This window comes from Sodalis sp. dw_96, assembly GCF_018449575.1.
Taxonomy (GTDB): domain Bacteria; phylum Pseudomonadota; class Gammaproteobacteria; order Enterobacterales; family Enterobacteriaceae; genus Acerihabitans.
Map to the genome: position 1 here is coordinate 77,277 of NZ_JAAVUT010000004.1, position 18,053 is coordinate 95,329.

Consider the following 18,053-nt stretch of genomic DNA (forward strand, 5'->3'; position numbering starts at 1 on the left):
TTTCCATAGGTAAGCCCTTACGAAGTTGCCGTGGAAATGCATGTTTTCCGCAATGGATTCACCATGATCGGCGACCTAAAGTCACGGTCTCCCGCCCGGACCGGTGTCAGACCGGAATGGGCGGGGGCAGTTATTGCTCGAGGAACCTGCGGGTATGGCGCCGGTTACGGCCTATTCATAATCGCCGATCGGCACGCAAGAACAGAACAGATTACGATCCCCATACACATCGTCCAGACGCTTGACGCTCGGCCAGTACTTATGCTCGAAGCCCGCCGGAAACGCCGCCGTTTCACGACTATAGGGATGGGTCCAGTCACCCGCCAGCTCGCGCTCGATATGCGGCGCGTTAACCAGCGGATTATCCTCCAGCGGCCACTCGCCTTTGGCAACCCGATCGATCTCGCCGCGAATCGCCAGCATGGCATCGATAAACCGATCCAACTCCGCCTGGCTTTCCGATTCGGTGGGCTCCACCATCAACGTACCGGCCACCGGGAATGACATGGTGGGGGCATGGAAACCGTAGTCGATAAGACGCTTGGCGATATCCATTTCACTGATACCGGTAGCGTCCTTCAGCGGACGGATATCCAAAATGCACTCATGGGCCACCCGGCCGTCGCGGCCGCTGTAAAGCACCGGAAACGCCGCGTTCAAACGGCTGGCGATATAGTTGGCGTTCAAAATCGCCACCTGGCTGGCCTGCTTAAGACCCTGCGCGCCCATCATACGAATATACATCCAGCTGATGGGCAGGATGGAAGCGCTGCCGAACGGCGCGGCGGCAACCGCGCCCTGCCGGGTCAATACCCCATCGATGTGCAGCACGGAGTGGCCCGGAACAAACGGCGCCAAATGGGCTTTCACGCCGATGGGTCCCATGCCCGGTCCGCCGCCGCCGTGAGGAATACAAAAGGTTTTGTGCAGGTTAAGATGCGACACATCGGCGCCGATGTAACCCGGCGAGGTAATGCCCACCTGGGCGTTCATATTGGCGCCGTCCAAGTACACCTGGCCGCCGTACTGATGAATTATCTGGCACACCTCGCGGATCGTCTCTTCATACACGCCGTGGGTGGAAGGATAGGTCACCATGATGCAGGACAACGCGTCGCCGGCCTGTTCGGCTTTCTCGCGCAGGTCGTGCAAATCGATATTGCCGTTTTTATCGCAGGCCACCACGACAACCGACATGCCCGCCATCTGCGCGGAAGCCGGATTGGTGCCGTGGGCTGAGCTGGGGATCAGGCAGAGATGGCGACCGCCTTCGTTCCGGCTCTCGTGATAACGCCGTATGGTCAGCATACCGGCATACTCGCCCTGGGCGCCTGAATTAGGCTGCATGCACAGCGCGTCATAGCCGGTCAATTGCACCAGCCAGCGGGAGAGCTGGGCTATCATATGCTGATAACCGGCCGCCTGTTCGGGCGGGCAAAACGGATGCAGCTCGGCGAATTCCGGCCAGGTGATGGGGATCATTTCCGCGGCGGCGTTCAGCTTCATGGTACAGGAACCCAGGGGGATCATGGATTGGTTCAGCGCCAGATCCTTGTTTTCCAGCCGGTGCATATAGCGCATCATATCGGTTTCGCTATGATAGCGGTTGAACACCGGATGGGTCAGGATCGGCGTGGTTCGCAGCCACTGCGGCGGAATCACCTCGCCGATGCCCGCATCCAGGGCATCGATATCCAGCCTGCCATCGCTGCCGGTTATAATGGCGAAGAGAGCGGCGATATCCTCGCGCCCGGTGGTTTCATCAAGGGTAATCCCCACCGCGCCGTCCAGATCGGCACGCAGGTTAACGCCGCGTTCCCGGGCGCGTTCCAGCACCGCGGCCTTATCCGCCACATCCAGCGTCAGGGTATCGAACCAGCGGGCAAAACGTGGCGTTACGCCGGCGGCGGTCAGCCCCGCAGCCAGGATTGAAGTCAGGCGATGGATACGCCCGGCGATGCGTTTCAGCCCCGCCGGCCCGTGATATACCGCATATAAACCGGCGATATTCGCCAGCAGGACCTGCGACGTACAAATATTGGAGTTGGCTTTTTCACGCCGGATATGCTGTTCGCGGGTTTGCATCGCCATGCGCAGAGCGGTATTGCCTGCCGCATCGCGGGAGACGCCGATGATGCGGCCCGGCATGGAACGTTTCACCTCGTCGCGGGCGGCAAAGAATGCCGCGTGGGGACCGCCGTAGCCCATGGGTACGCCAAAACGCTGTGAAGAACCGAATACCACATCGGCCCCCTGGGCGCCCGGCGCCGCCAACAGCACCAGCGCCATGATATCCGCCGCCACGCAGCTGACTATCCGACGGGCCTTCAGGGCCGCCAGCAGTTCGCGATAATCATGGAGCTCGCCGGTGGTGCCCGCCTGCTGCAGTAAAACCCCGAATACCCCCGTCTGTTCCAGCGCCGCCTCGGCATGGCCCACCACCAGATCAAAACCGAAGGTGCGCGCGCGGGTGCGAACCACGTCCAGGGTCTGCGGGTGCACATCATCAGCGACAAAAAAGCAGTTGGCCTGTTTCAGCTTGCTGGCGCGCTTGGCCAGCGCCATGGCTTCCGCCGCCGCGGTGGCTTCATCCAGCAGCGAGGCGGAGGCGATATCCAGGCCGGTCAAGTCCAGCGTCAGCTGCTGGAAATTCAGCAACGCCTCCAGCCTGCCCTGGGAGACTTCCGGCTGGTAAGGCGTATAGGCGGTGTACCAGCCCGGATTTTCCAGCATATTACGCAGGATCACCGGCGGAGTGATGACCGCGCTATAGCCCATGCCGATATAGGTTTTACAGCGCTGATTGCGACCGGCAATGGCTTTCAGTTCCGCGAGCGCCTGGGCTTCGGTGGCGGCCTCGCCCACCGCGGGCGGGGCGGCAAGCTGGATATCAGCGGGAACGATCTGGCCAATCAACGCGTCCAGGGTGGCGGCGCCAACGGCTGAAAGCATATGCGCCTGTTGCTCCGGGGAAGGGCCGATATGGCGCTGGATAAACGCGTCATGGTGTTCAAGCTGGCTGAGAGTCTGGGTCATAAACAACTATTCCTGCATCGGGCATGGGACGGGGGAAATCACAAACGGGTCGGGAACAGCCCCGGGAGGTTCACCGGGGCGCTGCGGCGGTTATTCGTCTTCGTCTTCTTCTTCTTCGAGGGTGGCCTCATAGGCTTCGGCATCGAGCAATGCGGCCACTTCACTTTCATCGGAGGCTTTGATCTGAAACAGCCAGCCGTCGGTGTAAGGGGAACTGTTCACCAGCTCCGGCGAGGCTTCGAGCTCATCATTCACCGCCACGATTTCACCGCTGATGGGTGCATAGATATCCGATGCGGCTTTAACCGACTCGGCGACGGCACAATCGTCGCTGGCGGCAAATTCGGCGCCCACTTCCGGCAGATCGATAAAGACCATATCCCCCAACAACTCCTGGGCATGTTCGGTAATACCGACGCTGTAAACGCCTTCACCTTCGTCACGCACCCACTCATGGGACGTGGTGTATTTTAATTCTTTTGGCACACTGCTGCTCATCGCCATCCTCACTCTTGCAAAGTTAAAATTGAACCACCGGTTTACCGGCGCGGACAAAACCAGGTTTGGTGACCTTAACCGGCATTTCGCGGTTACGGATTAATACTATAGCCTGCTCGCCGATACCTGCGGGTACGCGGGCCAGGGCAATACTGACCCCGAGCGTCGGGGAAAAGGATCCGCTGGTGATAATCCCCGTCTGCCGGTTGCCGTTGCCGTCGGTAAAATGCACCGTTTGTTCGTTGCGCAGCACGCCTTTTTCGGTCAACACCAGGCCCACCAGCTGTTCGGTGCCGGCGCGGCGCTGTGCTTCAAGGGCTTCGCGGCCGATGAAATCACGGTCTTCCGGTTGCCAGGTGATGGTCCAGCCCATATTGGCGGCCAGGGGCGAAATTCTTTCGTCCATTTCCTGTCCGTATAAATTCATGCCGGCTTCGAGACGCAGAGTATCACGCGCTCCCAGGCCACAGGGTTTGACCCCTGCCGCCAGCAGCTGTTGCCAGAACGACTCCACCCGGGTTTTCGGCAGGGCGATTTCATAGCCCGCCTCGCCGGTATAGCCGGTGGTGGCGATAAACAAATCTTGCGACTGTACGCCGAAAAAAGGCTTCATGCCGGCCACCGCCGCCAGCTGCTCCGGCGTAAACAGCGTCGCCGCCTTGGCCTGGGCCTGCGGCCCCTGCACGGCGATCAGCGCCAAATCGTCACGCACGGTCACCTGGACATTATACGGCGCGGCATGGTCGGTGACCCAGGTCACGTCCTTTTCACGGGTGGCGGAATTCACCACCAGGCGAAAGTCCGCTTCAGTCAGGAAGTAGACTATCAAATCGTCAATCACCCCACCGGACGCATTCAGCATCCCGGTATAAAGGGCTTTGCCCGGCTGGGTCAGCTTTGCCACGTCATTGGCCAGCAGGTAACGCAAAAATTCGCGGGTACGCGCCCCCTTCAGATCGATGATGGTCATATGGGACACATCGAACATGCCGGCGTCGCGGCGGACCTGATGATGCTCTTCCAGTTGCGAACCATAATGCAGCGGCATCATCCAACCATGGAAATCCACCATTTTTGCGCCGCACGCGATGTGCTGTTCATAAAGCGATGTCAACTGGGCCATCTTTTCTCTCTTTGTGGTCAACTCGGACGATATACCCGTCATACGTCACATTGCAGGTACGATGGCATGACTCGGCGCAAACGATACCTTTTGCCAGAAGTTACCACCTAATCCCGGGGGAAACCATAAATTAAATTATCCCGCCGGCAAGGAAAATGATAAACAACATTCCCCGCCTCGTCAGCATGATGTGCTGGCAAAAGGATTATAACGGCGCATAAACGATAAATGGGAGGCCGTCAACGCAAAATTTGATAACAAAAAACCCCGACATTACGCTGTTGCTATAATTATCGCCGGGGCTTCGGATTAGAAATAATAATGAAAAAAAACCGTGGAATTAGATTTTTTCAGCCGAACGGACATCCTCATCCAACCAGGCCGGCAGATCGGTGAGCCCCATCGCCTGATGAATCAAACGCGGTTTAACTCCCGGCAGGGTATCAGCTAATCGTAATCCGGCATCACGCACCCATTTCTTCAGCGGATTATTGCCGTCAAACAACTGGCGCAGCGCCTCCATGCCCGCCAGCATAACGGCGGCGCTATGCTTGCGACGGCGTTCATAGCGGCGCAAGTAGGGATAATGGCCGATATCTTTACCGGCGGCCTGCAGCCGTTGCAGTTCCGATAATAATTCCGCCACGTCCATCAATCCCAGGTTTACTCCCTGCCCCGCCAGCGGATGGACGGTATGCGCCGCGTCACCCACCAATACCAGCCGGTGCGCGGCGAAATCCCGGGCATAGCGGCCGGTAAGGGGAAAGGTCAGCCGTTCGCTTTCCAGTTCGCATAAACCCAGGGCCAGATTAAAATGCCGGGCCAGCTGGGCCGTGAATCGTTCCGGCGGCATTTGCCGCCGCTGCTCCGCCAGCTCCGGCGGCAGGGACCAGACGATGGAGCATAAATCGGGCTGTGCCAGCGGCAAAAACGCCAGGATCCCGTCGCCGTGAAACGCCTGGCGGGCAATGCCGCCGTGGGGGCGCTCGGTACGTACGGTGGCCACCAGGGCATGATGCTGATAATCCCAAAAGGTCAGCGGAATATCCGCATAGCGCCGCAGCCACGAATCGGCGCCGTCAGCCCCCACCACCAGCCGGGCGGTCAGCATCCGGTCGTCGTCCAGGGTAATAAACGCCTCGTTTTCCCCCCAGGCGATTTGCCGCAGCGACGCCGGGCAAAACAGTTCCACATCCGATAACTCACCGGCCCGGCGCCACAACGCCTGATGGATAACCGGGTTTTCAATAATGTAGCCCAATTGCTCATATCCCAGCGGTCCGCCGTCGAAGGCGATTTTGCCGAAGCTGTCGTTGTCCCAGACCTCCATGCCCCGGTAGGGGGTGGCGCGTACCGCGACAATGTCGTCCCAGACCTGGACATGGTGCAACAGACGCTGGCTGGCGGCATTAATGGCGGAAACCCGAAGCGCCGGGCTCCGGGCCGGAGGAATCGCTTCCGGCACCCGCTGCTCAACCACCGCCACGCGCAAACCGCTGCCCTGCAGGCCGCAGGCCAGGGTCAAACCCACCATTCCGCCGCCGTTGATTACCACATCGAATGCTTGCATAGCTGAAATCCTTGTTGAGGGCCGGAGATTAACGCTCCACCCAGCCCAGGGTTCGTCGCGCCAGGGTGTCCCGCAGCCAGGGTGAACGCGCCATGGCCAGCAGACCCAGATTACGCGCAATCACCAGCGGCGGGTGCGGATTGGCGAAAACGTCGATTAACCCGTCGGTGATGCCCACCGTACCGGCCTGATCGGGCTGCCTGCGCTGTTGATAGCGCTGTAATACCGAAAACCCGCCGGGATCGATTCCCTGTGCCGCCGCCTCCGCCAGCGTCTCCGCCAGGGTCATCACGTCGCGCAACCCGAGATTGAACCCCTGTCCGGCTATGGGGTGCAACGTCTGCGCCGCATTGCCCACCAGCGCCAGACGGTGCGAGATATGGTGCGAGGCGGTACGCAGGTGCAGCGGATAAACCTGCCGTTGCCCGACGGTAACAAAGCGCCCCAGGGACCAGCCGAACGCCAGCTGCAGCGCTGTCCTGAAGGCGTCGTCATCCCAGGCGGCAACCTCCTCCCTACGGGACTCGGGCAAACACCATACCAGCGCGCTGCGCCCGCCGGACAAAGGCAATAACGCCAGGGGGCCATGTTCGGTAAAACGTTCAAAGGCCCTGCCCCGATGGGGCATCGCGGTGGAGACGTTGGCGATCACCGCCAGTTGCCGGTAATCCTGCTGCCGCCACTGGATATTGCATTGCCGGGCCGCGGGCGAATGAGAGCCATCCGCCGCCACCACCAACCGGCCGGTTAGCACCCCGCCATTGTCCAGCCGCACTTCCACATCATCCCGCCGCCGGGTCAGGGTGGTGACGGTGGCGGGACAATGCAGCCTGACGCCCGGCGCCTGGCGCAACAGCGCAAACAGCCGCTGTCCCGCCTCATGCAGCTCCACCACGTAACCCAAGGCGGCCACCCGGTAATCACCGGCGTCAAGCCGCACTTTCCCGAGGTGGCCGCGATCGCTGACCTGGATCTGGGTAATGGCGGTGGCGCCGGCCGCCAACGCCGGCCAGACGCCGATAGCGGTCAACTGCCGGCAGGTTCCCTGGGCAAGGGCAATGGCCCGGCCGTCATAGCCGGGATGCAGATGCCCTTCGGGGGCGACGGTTTCCACCAGATCGATGTCAAGCCGCCCCTGGGTCAAATGGGATAACGCCAATGCCAGTGTGGCGCCGGCCATACCGCCGCCGATGATGATTACCGTCATGGATTAACGCGCCGCCGCCATCAGTGCTTCGATGGCGTCCGGATCCTTAACCACCGAATCGGTGAGATTTTCGTTGCCCTGCTCGGTAATGACGATGTTGTCTTCAATGCGGATGCCGATGCCGCGATAGGCCGAAGGCACGTCCGCGTCCAGGGCGATATAGATGCCCGGTTCAATGGTGAGCACCATGCCCGGTTCCAGGATCCGGCCCCGTTCGGGCGTACCGTAATCTCCTACATCATGGACGTCCAGCCCCAGCCAATGACCCAGTCCGTGCATGAAAAAACGCCGGTGGGCCTGTTGGCCGATCAGGGTGGCGACGTCGCCCTTCAGCACCCCCAGGTTCACCAGGCCGGTTACCATGATTTTCACCACTTCCTCGGTCACGTCGCGGATGCTGACGCCCGGCTTGAATAACGCCAGGGAGGTATTCAGCGAATCCAACACGATGTCATAAACGGCACGCTGTTCGGCGCTGAATTTCCCGCCCACCGGAAACGTCCGGGTGATATCCCCCGCATAACCGCGATATTCGCAGCCGGCGTCAATCAGCACCAAATCGCCGTCCTTCATGATCGCTTCATTTTCGGTGTAATGCAGTATGCAGCCGTTCACGCCGCTGCCCACAATGGTGTTATAGGAGGGGAAACGCGCGCCGTGGCGATTGAATTCGTGCAGGATTTCCCCCTCCAGCTGATATTCATACATGCCCGGCCGGCAGGCCCGCATGGCGCGAGTATGGCCCAGGGCGGTGATTTCACCGGCGCGGCGCATCACGGCTATTTCTTCCGCCGATTTGAACAAGCGTAATTCATGCACCCAGGGGCGCCAATCCACTATGGCGGCGGGGGACTTCAATTGCTGGCGATAACCGCGCCGCAGCGTGGCCAGGGCCTTGAACAGCAGTTCGTCGGCGAAGGGGTACTCACCCTGGGCGTGATACACCACATCGAGACCGTTCAATAACAGGTGCAGCTGATTTTTGATTTCATCCCAGGGCAAAGCCCGATCCACCCCAAGCTTAGCCGGCGCGGCATCCTGGCCCAGGCGGCGGCCGTACCAGGTTTCGGCGGTTAAATCCCGCACCCGGTTGAACAGTACGCTGTGATGATGGGTTTCATCGCTTTTGATCAGGATCAGCGCCGCTTCAGGTTCGTTGAAACCGGTGAAATACCAGAAATCGCTGTTTTGACGGTAAGGATATTCACTGTCGGCATTACGTGTCGCTTCCGGGGCGGCGAAGATCACGGCGGCGCTGGCCGGAGCCATCTTTGCCAGTAAAGCCTGACGACGGCGTAAATATTCTTGTTGTGTCATCACTCTCTCCTGCCTCTTCATGGTGATGGTATTGACCGGCTAGCGCCGTGCCGGCGACCCGATATTTGAGCGGGCCACAGGCTCAGTGCAATGTCGGTTTAGGTTTTTCCTGCGGCGAGGACGATTCCGGGTGTGTAAAATCATTATGACAAAGAATCGCCGCCATACGGACATATTCGATGACTTCTTCCAGGGACTGCGCCAGCTCCTCCTGATCTTCGTCTTCGTCATAACCCAGCTGGCCGATATTACGCAAATCGTCAATGGCTTCGCGCACCTCCCCTTTGACTTTATCCAACTGCGGCTGAACGACCCCCAGTCCCAGCAGGAAATGATTGACCCAGCCCGCCAGGGCGTCCACCCGGTCAAATACCGTTGCGTGGTCATCATCCGGCAGCAGCAGCTGAAACATGAACTCTTCGTCTTCCAGGGAGTGGGCGGTGCTCTCATGCAGCTGGCGCAAAGGTTCCGCCAGGGTCTGGGAAAAAGCCAATCCCTCATTGGTCAGCTCATGCACCAGGGTCTGCCAGCTATGGTCCCGATTGCCTCCGCACAGCATTCCGCTAATCAAACCGTGCATCTCCGCCGACGTTAACGCGACCGCCTGCTGGGTCAGCAATTGATTCAGATTTTCATAGTCCGGCAAGGTATTTTGTATAGACATGCGCTTTCATCGTCGTTGGCAGGATAAGTTCGTGTTATGCTACCACCAAGGTCCGTTGCTATACCAGAAAGGGCTTGTACTTCTGTTTTATATCTATTGTTTATACTTTAAATAATTCGAGTTGCAGGAAGGCGGCAACGCAGCGAATCCCCAGGAGCTTACACGAGTAAGTGACTGGGGTGAGTGAGGAAAGCCAACGCACCTGCAACTTGAAGTATGGCAAGTATATAGTGATCGATGGCTTCATATAGATTATAGTAGCGTCCGCTTTTTGCTCCCGCAATGGTGAAACGGGTGCCGGCAAGCGTTGGCGCGGTAACAATGCAGGAAGGTGGTATGTCCGCACAACCGGTAGATATTCAAATTTTTGGTCGCACGCTGAGGGTGAATTGCCCGCCGGAACAACAGGAAGCGTTGAACCAGGCGGCTGATGACCTTAATCAGCGGTTGCAAGATCTTAAAGTTCGAACTAGAGTCACCAATACGGAACAGCTTGTTTTCATCGCCGCCTTGAACGTCTGTCACGAACTGGCGCAAGAAAGGTTGAAAACCCGTGATTATGCGGCCAATATGGAGCAACGGATCCGGTTATTGCAGCAAACGATTGAACAAGCCTTGGTAGAGCAAGGCCGGATTTCCGAACGTCCGGGTACGCAGTTCGAATAGCAGTAAGCAGTTCGAATAGCAGCAAGCGATTCGAACAGCAGCACGAATAACGATAGCAGCCGGGTTTACAGCGCGCGAATCGTACAAATAAAATTTCTCTGAGGTGTTCGCCAGCGGGCCCGTCCCCTGAGCCGATAATTTATACCACAAGAATGTGGCGATCTTTAACTGGTGCGCATGCTCGGTTCGTCCGAGAAGCCTTAAGGTTAGAACGCTGCGTTCACCTTGAACCATGGGTTCAAGGGTTACAGCCTGCGGCGGCATCTCGGAGATCCCCTTTCATACCACTGTCTTCCTATGATCCCAGCATCGGACAAATCAATACTGCGGCAGTCAATCCGCAACCAAATTCGCAAGGCACGGCGAGCATTAAGCCCCCGTCAGCAGGCTGACGCCGCAAGCGCGGTAGGCTCACGATTGCTGGCGCATCCGCGCGTTGCCGTCGCCAAAACCCTGGCGCTGTTTTTATCCTTTGACGGTGAACTGGATACCCGGCCGATAATCGAGGCCTTACGGCAGCGCGGTCAGCAGGTTTACCTGCCGGTGCTGCACCCGTTCAGTCCGGGACATTTGCTGTTCCTGTGTTATGAGGCCGACACGCCGCTGGTTTTCAATCGTCTGCGCATCCGCGAACCCAAACTGGACGTTACCGGATTACTGCCCCTGGCTCAGCTGGATGTGCTGTTTACCCCGCTGGTGGCGTTTGATGCGGACGGACGACGTCTCGGCATGGGCGGCGGCTTCTATGACCGTACCTTGCAGTACCGGCGGCGTGAGTCCGGGTTTTACCCCATCGGCCTGGCCCATGATTGCCAGCAGGTGGATGAGGTGCCGGATGAACCCTGGGATATCCCTTTGCCCGAAATCATCACGCCGTCCCGTCACTGGCAGTGGTAACCGCCAATCAGCCAATCAGCCAATCAGCCAATCAGCCAATCAGCCAATCAGCCAATCAGCCAATCAGCCAATCAGCCAATCAGCCAATCAGCCAATCAGCCAATCAGCCAATCAGCCAATCAGCCAATCAGGCCAGCGTCAGGGTAAACGACTGCTGCCGCAAGGAAGATTCAATCTCGCCGGGAATGCCGCGATCGGTTATCACATGCGTCAGGTCGGATAGCGGCGAGACGCAGAACAGGGAATAAGCGCCATATTTACTGCTGTCCGCCAGCAGCACCCGCCGCCGGGCATTGGCGGCCAGATCCCGCTTCAGGCCGGCCTTCTCTTCGGTGGGAGTGGTAATGCCTTTGGGCAGGCTCCAGGAATTACAGCTGATAAAGGCGATATCGGGGTAGATACTGCGCAATAGCTGGCGGCCATGCTCGCCGATACAGGATTGGCTGCTATCGTCGATGCGACCACCGATAATCGTCACCTCGATCTGTTTGAATTCAGACAACAACAGGGCAATATGCAAATCGGCGGTAATCACCCGCAGCGGCAGGTGGGTAAGGTTGCGCGCCAGTTCAAGCATGGTGGTGCCGGCATCCAGCACCACCGAATCGCCGGGCTGAATCAGCTGCGCCGCCATCTCGGCGATAGCCCTTTTTTCCGGCAGATTGCGCTGCATCTTTTCATTGGTGGTGGGCTGGCTGGGAACAAAACGGTTTAAGGTCACTCCACCATGGCTACGGCTGATCACACCCTGTTCATCGAGTTTAATCAGATCGCGCCGGATGGTAGCGGGAGAAGCAGAAACCGCAGCGACCAGTTGATCTACAGTGACCAGATTATGGCTTTTTAGAAAATCCATAATCTGATCCAAGCGACTTTGTCCTATCATAACATCCGCTTAACTATGCCATGACTATGCCAGTTGCATGGCTAACTGAATCGATATCGCCATGCTCTCAGACTTGGCTTTGCCTGTCCAGGCAATATCGAAGGCAGTACCGTGGTCGGCGGAAGTCCGGATAAAAGGCAACCCGGCGGTGATATTCACCCCATCATAAAAACCAAGTAATTTCAACGGGATATGCCCCTGATCGTGATACATCGCCACCACCATGTCATATTGGCCCTCATAGGCCTGTAGAAAAACGGTGTCCGGCGGACAGGGACCGAAAACATTTATTTTCCTGGCTTTCATCGCCTCAATGGCCGGACCGACGATGGTTATCTCCTCGTCGCCGAACAGACCATGCTCGCCGGCATGGGGATTGACCCCGGCCACCGCGATGCGCGGCGCGGAAAATCCCACGCGTTTAAGAAACGTATCGGCAATGCCGATGACCGTTTCAATCCGCTTCTGGTTCAGGGTATCGAGGAATTTCCGTAAGGCGATATGGGTGCTTACATGGATGACCTTCAACTTATCGGTGTAGAGCACCATGGCAAAATCGCGGCTGTCGGTCAGTTCCGCCAGCAGTTCGGTATGCCCCGGATAGATATGCCCGGCGGCATGCAGCGCTTCTTTGTTGAGCGGGGCGGTGGCTATTCCCTGCACCTCCCCCGCCATCGCCATGGCCGTGGCCTTGGCGATGCAACGATAGGCCAAATCGCCGGCGGCGGGCTGAACCTGGCCCGGAACCAGAGCCTGAGGGTCCGCCAGCGGCACATCGATAACGTTAATGACGCCGGGGGCGAACACCGCCTGGTCCACCCGTTCGATGACCTTCAGCTCAGCCGTCGGGGTAATGCCCAATGCCTGTATGCGCCGCAGGGTTTGCAAACAGCCCGCCACCACGGCCCTGCATCCTGACAGATCCCCCTGCGCCAGGGATTTCAAAATAATTTCCGGGCCGATGCCCGCCGGGTCACCCATCGTGATTGCTATGGTTTTATTTACCACTGTACATCTCCTCAATAAAATAAAGTGCATCGCGCAAGGTGGTTTCATTACCAAAACCGCCGGCTTTGGTTATCACCGGTAAATCATCAATCTCGCTGTTGACAAAGGTGCCGCAGGGCACGCAAGGCGCCACCTCCGCGGCTATGCGATATCCCTCGGCCCCAAGGGCACGGGCCACGGCGATGGCGATATCGCCGCCGGTGAGAAACAGCCCGCCTATTTGGGTTTCGGCGATAATTTGCCGGGTGACCTCGCCGAGCCGCAAACCGATATAATCCCCCAACTGCTGGCGCGTATAGCCGTATTGACGGCACAATCCGTCAATAGCCTGCCGCGCCCCGGCGTCACGGCAGGTGCGCAAGACACAGTGCTGCCGATCCTCGAGCACCGCCACCGCCGACCGGACGTAAGGGATTATCGTCTGCGGTTCCGGTGACGCCAGCAGCGCTTCAACATCAATGTCCACAATACCCAGCGACTTCTCCCGCACCGCAAAGGCGATTTGCCGCTGGGTTATTTCACTCATGGAACCGGCCACCGCCAGCACCGGCAGACGCTGTTTGGGCGTGAGATAGCTCGCGGAAGGTAAGGCGTTGGCCAGGCCCGCCGCGCCGACCAAAATATAAGAAACCGTCAGACTGCTCACCGCCTGGGCAATCTGTACCAAATCACCGTCCAGCTCGGCGTCCATCACCACGCAGCAGGGTCCTTTGGTGGCCATCTGCTGCAGGTAGGCAGTAAGCCCGTTGCCCCGCACCGTCTCAAGCCCCGCCTCATAAACCGGTAATGCGCTCTGTAAACCGATCAGCGTGCCGATGTGCGAGGATAAAATCGGTGTCTTCGGATCGCTGGCGAACTCGGTTTCCACCAGGGGAACTCCCTGCACCAGACACTGCCCCTCACGGGTGGTACGGCCCGCCGCCGGAATGGCGGCGGCGATAATGGCCAGCATGGCTCCGCTTGCCTGCATGGCGGCGTCGATTTCCGCCCCGACATTACCCCGAAAGGTGGAGTCGATTTTTTTGTAAATCACCGGTTGCCCGGCGTCCTCCTGAAAAAACGGCCGCAACGCCCGGCTGACTTCCTCTCCCGCCTGTTTTGCACCCAGCGCCCGGCTTTCGGTATTGATCACCAGGACATCGGCCCGCGGCGAGATCGCGGCCCGCTCATCAAGCAACACCTCGGTCCTTGCCCCTTTCTTTGCAAACTGCACGCCGGTATCGTTAGCCCCGGTAAAATCATCGGCAATCACCACCAGTTTCATGCTTTATTCTCCTTCAGCACCGATGCGGCATTCCGTTTTGCCACCCAGGCACAAAGTAACGGGGTCAGGATGGCGGTGGTAATCACCGAGGCGGCAATCAGGGGCGCCGCCGCCGCCGCGGCCGACGCCATGGAAGGATCGGCCTGAGCAATGGCCAACGGCGTCGCCACGGCGTTGCCCGCGGTGCTTGACGCCGCGGCGCCGGCGATACCGGAGCCCCCCACCAGCCGATCGACCCGGATATTAAAGAAACCGCCCAGGACCGTCACCAGAACACCCAGTACGACCCCCGCCACCCCGCCCTTCACCAGCATATCAAGATTGATGCCTGCTCCCAGGGCAAAAGCGAACAGAGGAATCAAAATCGGACCGCCGCGCGTGAGAAAATCACGCATTTGATGATCAAGATTCCCTAGAATCATGCCCACCAGTATCGGCACCAGCACCGCCACCAAGGCCATAAACGGAATATTGGCCATACCCGCCGCCCCCAGGGCTATCATGGTAAACAGCGGACCGTCGCCAAGGGACAAAATGGAAATGGCGCCGAGATCCCGCTCGTTGCCGTACTCCCCCACCAGCGCGGCGTAAAGGCCGCCGTTGGCATTCGCCATCGCCACGATGACCGTCAGGCTGGAGAGGCCGTAAATGCCGCCGGTACCGAAGATATGTTCAATGCCGAATCCCAATACAACCCCCACCAACACCTTGGTCACCGTGATGGTAGTCCCCTGCAGCAACGCCCGGGGAGCGGCCTTGAAACTGATTCCCGCACCCATGCAGAGTAAAAACGCCCCGATCAGCGGCAAGGCGCCATGCTTAAACAGCGCCGAGGTAAAGCCTCCGATCTCCAATGATTGCGGAGCAAAGGTATTGAGTAAGGCGGCGAGAATCAGCGGGACCAGCATCATGCCCCCAGGCACTCTCTCGATAGTGGCTTTGATTTTCATTTTGCCCTCATAATTATGATTACATTTAATCATAATGATTATATTGAGTCAAAACTAAAAAAATGCGATCTGGATCTGATTATTACCCGTCATAATAAACAGAATCAATTTTAAATAAGATTATTTTGATTGTATTAAATCACAATAGCGCAATCCGCACGCGCATGATCAGCAAAAAAGCGTAACCGCTATACCGACGGCATTAAGCGTTGAAAGGAACGTATAGTGAAACAAGCGCGTGTGAAGGAAGCATAGGCTGAAGCGGGCGTGTTAAAGGGAGAGCGTGCCGACAGGGCCGAAGCGGGCGTGTTAAAGGGAGAGCGTGCCGACAGGGCCGAAGCGGGCGTGGTTTTTCCGCCCGCCGGAGTGCGCCTAGTAGGGTGGGCCCGCGACCATCGATCGTGCAACGAGCCTGTTAAAGGGAGACCATGCTGATGGGGCCGAAGCGGGCGTGGTTTTTCCCCCCGCCGGAGCGCCCCATAGTACGGTGGGCCCGCGACCATCGATCGTGCAACGAGCCTGTTAAAGGGAGAAAGGTATCCCACAAGGCGCCCGGCCCCGCTCGGGGCCGAACACTCAGTACAGCAAACGAGCGCGGATCGTGCCGGGTATCGCCTTAAGCAATTGCAAAGCGGTATTTTCCGCATCGGTTTCCACATCGATTACCACATAGCCGATTTCCGGCGTGGTTTGCAGATACTGGGCGGCAATATTGATGCTCTGTTCGGCAAAAATCTGGTTTATACGAGTCAGGATACCGGGACGGTTCTCATGAATATGCAACAGCCGGCTGACGTTTTTCCCATGCTCCGGTAAAGAAACCTCCGGGAAATTCACCGCCGACAGGGTAGAGCCGTTATCGGAATATTTAACCAGTTTACCGGCCACTTCCGTACCGATGTTCTCCTGCGCTTCCTGGGTCGACCCGCCGATATGCGGCGTCAGGATTACATTGTCAAACTCGCACAGAGGGGAATTGAACGGATCGGCATTGGTGGCGGGTTCCTCAGGGAACACATCCACGGCGGCGCCGCCAAGATGCTTAGCGGCCAACGCATCGCACAGCGCCGGAATATCCACCACCGTACCGCGGGCGGCGTTGATAAACAACGCGCCTTTCTTCATATGGCCAAATTCCGCCTCCCCCATCATATTACGGGTGGAGTGGGTATCAGGCACGTGCAGGGTCACCACATCGCTGATGCTCAGCAATTCCGGCAGCGATTCCACCTGATGGGCATTACCCAGCGGCAGCTTACTCTCGATATCATAAAAGTAGACCTGCATACCCAGGCTTTCCGCCAGGACACCCAGTTGCGTACCGATGTGACCATAACCGATGATGCCCAGCTTTTTCCCCCGGGCCTCGAAGCTGCCCTGCGCCTGTTTGTTCCACTGGCCGCGATGGGCTTTGGCATTGGCTTCCGGCACGCCGCGGATCATCAGCAGCATCTCGCCGATCACCAGCTCAGCCACGGATCGCGTATTGGAAAAAGGCGCATTGAACACCGGCACACCCCGTTTCAGGGCGGCTATGAGATCAACCTGATTGGTGCCGATACAAAAGCAGCCCACCGCCACCAATTTCTCCGCGGCGGCAAACACCTCTTCCGTCAAATTGGTGCGGGATCGGATGCCGACAAAATGCGCATCGCGAATAGATGCCTTCAGTGATTCGGTGTCCAATGCGCCTTTATGGTATTCAATATTGGTATAACCGGCATGCCGCAGATTATCGATGGCGGTCTGATGGACGCCCTCTACCAATAAAAATTTGATTTTGTCTTTTTCCAACGATACTTTCGCCATTTCCCGACCCTTTTTGATACTTCAGAAGCGGCTGTAAAACACAGCACCCGGACAAAATAACAAATATTGCCGCATCGGCAAGTTCATTAAGTTATGTGCGCAGAGCATAAGAGACGAACATAAGTGATTGCTATGGATAATTCCTCTGGAGGGACAGGAATGCGTCCTATATATGGCAATAAAATGACCGGTATGTGATATTTATCACTGAATTTCAGACAAAGAATTAAAAGATGCTATGTAAACAAAATTAACACTTACCCCGCTGCCACAAGCAAGCCGCCGATGATGAAAATCATCATCGCCGCCCTGCCCGCGCAAGGTAATTCCGGCACTTATTCGAGAACCTTGACCCCTTGCGGGGTGCCTATCAGCGCCACGTCCGCGCCGCGCCGCGCAAACAAGCCGACGGTAACCACGCCGGGCAGGCTGTTGATTTTATCTTCCAGCGCCACCGCGTCCAGGATACGGAGGTTACGCACATCAAGGATGATATTGCCGTTATCCGTCACCACACCCTGGCGATATTCGGGCAAACCGCCCAGCTTCACCAGCTCACGGGCCACATAGGACCGCGCCATGGGAATCACTTCCACCGGCAGGGGAAAGCTACCCAATATATCCACTTGTTTTGAGGCATCGACAATGCAGATAAACCGTCGCGCCACCGCGGAGATGATTTTTTCCCGGGTCAGCGCCGCGCCGCCGCCTTTGATCATCTGCATATGGCTGTTGATTTCATCCGCCCCGTCAACATAGATATCCAGTGAATCCACGCTGTTTAAATCAAGCAATGGAATACCCAGTGCTTTTAATTTCGCCGACGACGCCTCAGAGCTGGATACCGCCCCGTCTATCTGGTGTTTCATCGTGCCCAGCGCGTCAATAAAATGCGCGGCGGTGGAACCGGTGCCGACCCCGACAATGGTACCGGGTTGCACGTATTTTAATGCCGCCCAGCCCACCGCTTTTTTCAGTTCATCCTGCGTCATGGTATGTTTTGCCTGTGGAAACCCATCTTGTGCGTATTATAAAGCAATATTCAGCCAAAAAGCTTGTATTCCGCCGCAACGGTACGCACGGGCATCACCGTTAAGATTTTAAGACCTTAACGGGGCAAAACTATGGCATAGTGCAGGGATATACCGACGTTAGGGG

At 57.8% G+C, this 18,053-nt stretch carries 15 protein-coding genes and 1 other RNA gene; 3 read left to right on the forward strand and 13 right to left on the reverse strand.

From position 1 onward, the window contains the following. Positions 1 to 171 precede the first annotated feature (171 nt). The 7 genes from gcvP to HB631_RS08070 all read right to left on the reverse strand — a co-directional run bounded on the left by gcvP (position 172) and on the right by HB631_RS08070 (position 9,415). Positions 172 to 3,036: an aminomethyl-transferring glycine dehydrogenase gene (gene gcvP / locus HB631_RS08040; protein WP_213990634.1), complete on the reverse strand. Its 2,865-nt coding sequence runs from the start codon at positions 3,034 to 3,036 to the stop codon at positions 172 to 174. A 90-nt stretch (positions 3,037 to 3,126) separates the two neighbouring features. After that, positions 3,127 to 3,534, reverse strand: coding sequence for a glycine cleavage system protein GcvH (gcvH, locus tag HB631_RS08045; RefSeq protein WP_213990635.1), 408 nt, complete (start codon positions 3,532 to 3,534; stop codon positions 3,127 to 3,129). A 22-nt stretch (positions 3,535 to 3,556) separates the two neighbouring features. Beyond that, positions 3,557 to 4,657 (reverse strand): glycine cleavage system aminomethyltransferase GcvT, encoded by a 1,101-nt coding sequence (gene gcvT / locus HB631_RS08050; RefSeq protein ID WP_213990636.1) that lies wholly within the window; start codon positions 4,655 to 4,657, stop codon positions 3,557 to 3,559. Positions 4,658 to 4,997: 340 nt separating this feature from the next. After that, on the reverse strand, positions 4,998 to 6,227 hold the full coding sequence (gene ubiI / locus HB631_RS08055) for an FAD-dependent 2-octaprenylphenol hydroxylase (protein ID WP_213990637.1): 1,230 nt from the start codon (positions 6,225 to 6,227) through the stop codon (positions 4,998 to 5,000). A gap of 28 nt (positions 6,228 to 6,255) precedes the next feature. Next, the gene (gene ubiH / locus HB631_RS08060; RefSeq protein WP_213990638.1) at positions 6,256 to 7,434 is read right to left on the reverse strand and encodes a 2-octaprenyl-6-methoxyphenyl hydroxylase; all 1,179 of its coding nucleotides are present in this window, start codon (positions 7,432 to 7,434) and stop codon (positions 6,256 to 6,258) included. 3 nt (positions 7,435 to 7,437) lie between these two features. After that, positions 7,438 to 8,751: a Xaa-Pro aminopeptidase gene (gene pepP / locus HB631_RS08065; protein ID WP_213990639.1), complete on the reverse strand. Its 1,314-nt coding sequence runs from the start codon at positions 8,749 to 8,751 to the stop codon at positions 7,438 to 7,440. Positions 8,752 to 8,833: 82 nt separating this feature from the next. Continuing rightward, complete coding sequence (locus HB631_RS08070; protein WP_213990640.1) at positions 8,834 to 9,415, reverse strand: YecA family protein; 582 nt, start codon at positions 9,413 to 9,415, stop codon at positions 8,834 to 8,836. A gap of 336 nt (positions 9,416 to 9,751) precedes the next feature. On the opposite strand from HB631_RS08070, the gene zapA reads away from it, so the two are divergent. From zapA to HB631_RS08085, 3 genes are all read left to right on the forward strand, one after another. Beyond that, the gene (gene zapA, locus HB631_RS08075; RefSeq protein ID WP_213990641.1) at positions 9,752 to 10,081 is read left to right on the forward strand and encodes a cell division protein ZapA; all 330 of its coding nucleotides are present in this window, start codon (positions 9,752 to 9,754) and stop codon (positions 10,079 to 10,081) included. Between the two features lie 92 nt (positions 10,082 to 10,173). Next, positions 10,174 to 10,357: non-coding RNA, 6S RNA (gene ssrS / locus HB631_RS08080), on the forward strand. 21 nt (positions 10,358 to 10,378) lie between these two features. Further along, positions 10,379 to 10,978 carry a 5-formyltetrahydrofolate cyclo-ligase gene (locus HB631_RS08085; protein WP_213990642.1) on the forward strand — a complete coding sequence of 200 codons (600 nt, stop codon included), beginning with the start codon at positions 10,379 to 10,381 and terminating at the stop codon, positions 10,976 to 10,978. Positions 10,979 to 11,105: 127 nt separating this feature from the next. On the opposite strand, the gene HB631_RS08090 is transcribed toward HB631_RS08085, so the two are convergent. The 6 genes from HB631_RS08090 to rpiA form a co-directional block, all read right to left on the reverse strand. Beyond that, positions 11,106 to 11,864 (reverse strand): DeoR/GlpR family DNA-binding transcription regulator, encoded by a 759-nt coding sequence (locus HB631_RS08090; RefSeq protein WP_213990643.1) that lies wholly within the window; start codon positions 11,862 to 11,864, stop codon positions 11,106 to 11,108. Between the two features lie 24 nt (positions 11,865 to 11,888). Next, the gene (locus tag HB631_RS08095; RefSeq protein ID WP_213990940.1) at positions 11,889 to 12,902 is read right to left on the reverse strand and encodes a D-threonate 4-phosphate dehydrogenase; all 1,014 of its coding nucleotides are present in this window, start codon (positions 12,900 to 12,902) and stop codon (positions 11,889 to 11,891) included. Beyond that, positions 12,862 to 14,136: a four-carbon acid sugar kinase family protein gene (locus tag HB631_RS08100; protein ID WP_213990644.1), complete on the reverse strand. Its 1,275-nt coding sequence runs from the start codon at positions 14,134 to 14,136 to the stop codon at positions 12,862 to 12,864. Before HB631_RS08100 ends, HB631_RS08095 begins: the two co-directional genes overlap by 41 nt. Beyond that, complete coding sequence (locus tag HB631_RS08105) at positions 14,133 to 15,086, reverse strand: 2-keto-3-deoxygluconate permease (protein WP_213990645.1); 954 nt, start codon at positions 15,084 to 15,086, stop codon at positions 14,133 to 14,135. The genes HB631_RS08100 and HB631_RS08105 overlap by 4 nt, the downstream gene beginning before the upstream one ends. A 576-nt stretch (positions 15,087 to 15,662) precedes the next feature. Continuing rightward, a complete protein-coding gene (gene serA, locus HB631_RS08110; protein WP_213990646.1) occupies positions 15,663 to 16,895 on the reverse strand; it encodes a phosphoglycerate dehydrogenase in 1,233 nt (410 codons plus the stop codon). Positions 16,896 to 17,230: 335 nt separating this feature from the next. Further along, positions 17,231 to 17,887 (reverse strand): ribose-5-phosphate isomerase RpiA, encoded by a 657-nt coding sequence (rpiA, locus tag HB631_RS08115; RefSeq protein WP_213990647.1) that lies wholly within the window; start codon positions 17,885 to 17,887, stop codon positions 17,231 to 17,233. Positions 17,888 to 18,053: the final 166 nt, after the last annotated feature.